This window comes from Rhodoblastus sp. (assembly GCF_052145335.1).
Lineage (GTDB): Bacteria > Pseudomonadota > Alphaproteobacteria > Rhizobiales > Beijerinckiaceae > Rhodoblastus.
On the sequence record NZ_JBKQOU010000373.1, the window covers coordinates 1 to 4,277 of the forward strand.

Consider the following 4,277-nt stretch of genomic DNA (forward strand, 5'->3'; position numbering starts at 1 on the left):
GGGGGCCACGAATAATAGGGTTTCAAAACCTTCCGTCGAAAGCCCCTCGCAACGGGGAAAACTCGATCGGCAAGCCCATGATCCAAGATGGGGTCACGACAAGATCAGTTCCAAATCGCACGATTAGATAGAACGGAATAGGAATCTCGTCTCATGCTGCGGCCCAGAACAAGGGCTTTCCTTCCCTGATCGGCCGGAAAGCATCGGGGTTGGCTTGTTCGGTCCGCCAGGAATAGGTGCCGGTGAGATTGATGTGCTCCCAGGTCAACGGCGAAACGTGTTTCAGCAGATTATCCGGAATCGCCCGTCCCTTCGATCTGAGGTGATCGGCGGCGCGCGCCAGATAGACCGTGTTCCAGTAGACGATGGCGGCGACGACCAAATTGAGGCCGGAGGCGCGAAACGCCTGGCTGTCGAATGAGCGGTCGCGGATTTCGCCGCATTCATGGAAAAACACGGCGCGTTTCAGCTTGTGCGCGGCTTCGCCTTTGTTCAATCCGCCCTGGCAACGCCGCCTCAGGCCGGGATCGGAATAATATTCGATCATGAACAGCGTCCGCTCCAACCGCCCGACTTCGCTCAAAGCCTTGGAAAGCAGGCTCGGCTTCTGCGCCGCCGATAATTTCTTGAGAATCGTCGAAGGCGCCACCACGCGATCATTCATCGACGCGGCCAGATGCAGCATTTCGGTCCAATGTTCGCGCATCAGCTCGGGCCGGAGCGCAAGGCCGATATGTTTGCGTAGGGCGGGATAGGCGTCAGACCCGCCGAATGTATGGAATCGTTTGAGCTTGAGATCGCGCAATCGCGGCGAAAACCGTTTGCCGAGCAAGGCAAACAGGGCGAAAACATGATCGCTTGAGCCGCCCGTGTCGGTGAAATGCTCGGCGATGTCGAGCCTGGTTTCGTGGTCGAACAGGCCGTCAAGCACATACGGCGCCTCGCTTTCGGTCGGGCAGATCGGCAGAATGCTGAAATATCCGTATTGATCCGACAGATGGCTGTAGAATTTGGCGCCCGGCTCGCTGCCGTAATGTAGATTGACGTCGCCGCGAGCCGCAGCCCGGTCGCCCGCCCGGAAAAACTGACCGTCCGACGATGAGGTTATGCCGGCGCCCCATAGACTGGCGTGGGGATGGATGGAATGCGCGTCGGTCACGGCGGCCTGCGCCGCCTTGTAGGTCTCGGGGCGAACATGAAACTGCCTGGCCCAGCCAATTTGCCGCTCGCTGACATTGGCTGACGCCTCGGCCATGCGTTTTGCGCCGAGGTTGGTGGCGTCCGCCAGCACGGCGGCGAGAATCGCGGAGCTGTTGCGCACCGCATCCAGCGTCCGCAGATGGGTGAACCTGTCGGAAAACCCTGTCCATCCATTCACTTCGGCCAACAGGTCAGTGATGTGAATGCGCGGCAGGCAATGGTTCAGCTCCCATTTGAGCGTTTCGGCTTCTTCCGGAACTTCGCTCTTCAAGGGCGAGACAATCAGCTCGTCCTTTTCCAGCCTGACCCCATCCAGCTTGCCGGTTCGCGCGCGATGACACAGGCGTTTGAGGCTGAAATCGAGCTTCTGCCGCATTTGGCTCAGATAGAAATCGAAATCGTCGGGCACGCCGAGGTTGAGAGCATTGGCCGCCTTCTTCTCCTCGAACGCCGCCTTTGGCATCAGATGATCGGCGAAGGGCCGGAACGTCCGGCTGCCCTCGACCGAAATGTCGCCAGAGCGCAGCTTCTCGCGCAAGACGGCCAGCGTGGCGATTTCGTAAAGTCGCCGGTCCGATTTGCCATCGGCGAAGATGGTCGCCTTGGCTTTCTCCGTCAGATGCTGCGTGGGAACCTTGGCGGGCAAAGCCCGGCGAGCGTCCCGGTTCATGGTTTTGAGCGCGTCGATTGCGGCAAGCAGCGGATCGTGCCGACGCTATGAGCGGAAGACGAAATCATCCAGAAATTGCGGCGCGTATTTGCGCAAGCCGCCGTATCCTTGCGCCGCCAGGAGCAGAGCGTCGGGATCGCTGTCCTTGACCATGGCCTCAACGGTTGGCTGGGCCTGAACCAGCCGGTGCCATCCGACTTCGGCGTTCAGCCGTTCAATGATCGCGCCGTCGCTATTATCCTCCTCGTCGGCCAGCAAGACGCGCAAAGTCTCCCGGAAGAGGCGCAGGACTTTGGCCGTCTCCTTGCGATTGTCCGTATAGCGTTGCGCGCTTGTCGCCGAGGCGCGCGAAAACAACCGTCCCACCTGCTTGCAAAACATGGCGACGGATTCATCCGTCAGCCGTTCGCAGAGATCGATCAAGGTGGCGACGATCGTGGCGCGCTTGCGTTCTGCGCCAAAGTCGGCGGCCAGCCAGCTCGGCGTGGCGGCGCCCTCGCGCACAATTTGCCGCCAGCGGTCTGGATGCACATCCTTCCGGCAGTTCTGATCGAGGCCGAGTTTGCGGACGAAGGTCAGGCGCTCCATCAGCCCGAGCAGATTGCTGGCGCCGGGAGAATCCGGCCACGCGTTCAACCAGCCAAAGCGGGTTTGCTTGATGGCCGGGTCCAGAGCAAGCAGATCGTCAACGGCGGAAAGCTGCTCTGGAGAATATGTTCCAAGAATAATTCGATTGGTGCGGCGGCGGGCGACAGCCCGTCCGGCGCGGCCGATTTTATCCAGCCGATCGACGCCTGGAACAAGAATGCCGCCGTCTCGAAAGCTTTTTACGATCGCCTTGGCGATTTCCAAACCTTTATCGGTTCGCATCGCAACGTCGACAGCGGCAAGAAGCGCCCGCCGCCGAGAATCGCGGTCGGCTGTTCTGAGGCCAATGAGCTGCTGAAGCTCAGCAGCATGTTCGCGCCTCGTTTGTTCCCGCTTGGCGTAGTCGGCGAAGACGGCGGCGTCGATTCCGATCTGGGCGGCAATGAAGTTCAGCAGAGCTGGCGATATTGCTTCATTCGGAATTAGCGGTCGGCCGGGGTGCCGCAGCAGACAGAGTTGCAGCGCAAAGCCAAATTTATTGCGGTGTCCCCGTTTGGACAGGGCGAGCATGATGTCGTCGCCGCTCAGCGAATAATGCCGAATCAAGCTTTCCTCGTCCGTCGGAACGCCGACAAGTTCACTCCATTGATCTCCCTTCAACAGCGGACGATATGCCATGTGTCGGCCTCCTGCCGATCAAGCGGAACGCTGTCGCGGCGTCGAAAAACAAGTGATTGTCGTGCAGCCCGGCGCGAAGACAAAGACGCTGTTCAAACCATCCACAATTTTGTACGGAAACCCATGTCGCTATGATACTTTGCGCGGAAACATCAAATGCGAGGTTTTCCGCACATGCTTGTCGGATATATGCGCGTCTCCTCCGCCGATGATCGCCAATCCAATGACCTGCAACGCGACGCCCTGATCGCGGCGGGCGTCGACGAGCGCCATCTTCACGACGACAAGGCCAGCGGCGCCCGCGACGACCGTCCCGGTCTCAAAGCCTGTCTCGCCGATTTGCGCGCCGGCGATTGCCTGGTCGTCTGGAAGCTCGACAGGCTGGGGCGGTCGCTGCCCAACCTGCTGTCGATCATCGCCGATCTGAAAAAGAAGGGCGTGGCGTTCCGGTCGCTCACCGAGCAGATGGACACGACCACGCCGCACGGAGAGGTTTTGTTTTCTGTCTTTGGCGCGTTGGCGCAATATGAGCGCGCCCTGACCCGCGAACGTGTCATGGCCGGCTTGGCCGCCGCCAAACGGCGCGGCCGCCGGGGCGGTCGCCCGCTCGCGATCGATTCTGAGAAGCTGGAGCAGATTGTCGCGGCGCTCGAAAACGGCGCGAGCAAAGCATCTGTTTGCCGCACGTTCAAAGTCCCGCGCTCGACCCTCATCGACACACTTCAGCGCATCGGCTGGAGCGCCCCGGCGGCGAAAGCGGCGTAATCAACAGCCGGGGAAAAAGGGTTCGCCGTTCGTTCCGTCTAATCGTGCGAGTTGGAACTGATCTTGTCGTGACCCCATAGAGCGACAGCCCGACGCCGTCATGCCAAAGAATTTTCGCCAGATCGCCGCGACGACCCCTGAAGATGTACAGGTCGCCGGCGTGGGGATCGCGGTTCAGCTGCTCCTGGACCTGAAGGGCCAAACCCTGCATACCCCGGCGCATGTCCGTGTGACCCATCGCAATCCAGACGCGTCATCCCGAGTGTATCGGGATCATGACCGCAACGCCTTCAAGGCCGCCGCAATCGCCGACGACGGCGCGCCGGCGTGGATCCGCACGCGGGCCTCTTTCAATTCCACCTCAATCACCGGAGAA

Annotated in this window: 3 protein-coding genes and 1 pseudogene; 2 read left to right on the top strand and 2 right to left on the bottom strand. The window is 60.5% G+C overall.

What is annotated here, in order from left to right:
• Positions 1–151: 151 nt before the first annotated feature.
• Positions 152–3,136: pseudogene (locus tag ACLP2E_RS22085) on the bottom strand (Tn3 family transposase).
• A gap of 156 nt (positions 3,137–3,292) precedes the next feature.
• Here ACLP2E_RS22085 and ACLP2E_RS22090 point away from each other — a divergent pair.
• Positions 3,293–3,901: a recombinase family protein gene (locus ACLP2E_RS22090; RefSeq protein WP_442467138.1), complete on the top strand. Its 609-nt coding sequence runs from the start codon at positions 3,293–3,295 to the stop codon at positions 3,899–3,901.
• Here the strand turns inward: ACLP2E_RS22090 and tnpB are convergent.
• Positions 3,846–4,112, bottom strand: coding sequence for an IS66 family insertion sequence element accessory protein TnpB (gene tnpB, locus ACLP2E_RS22095; RefSeq protein ID WP_442467139.1), 267 nt, complete (start codon positions 4,110–4,112; stop codon positions 3,846–3,848). The two genes, ACLP2E_RS22090 and tnpB, sit on opposite strands and share 56 nt — an antisense overlap.
• Here tnpB and ACLP2E_RS22100 point away from each other — a divergent pair.
• Positions 4,002–4,277: hypothetical protein (locus ACLP2E_RS22100; RefSeq protein ID WP_442467140.1), on the top strand; the 276-nt coding region annotated here is incomplete at its 3' end. The genes tnpB and ACLP2E_RS22100 overlap by 111 nt on opposite strands.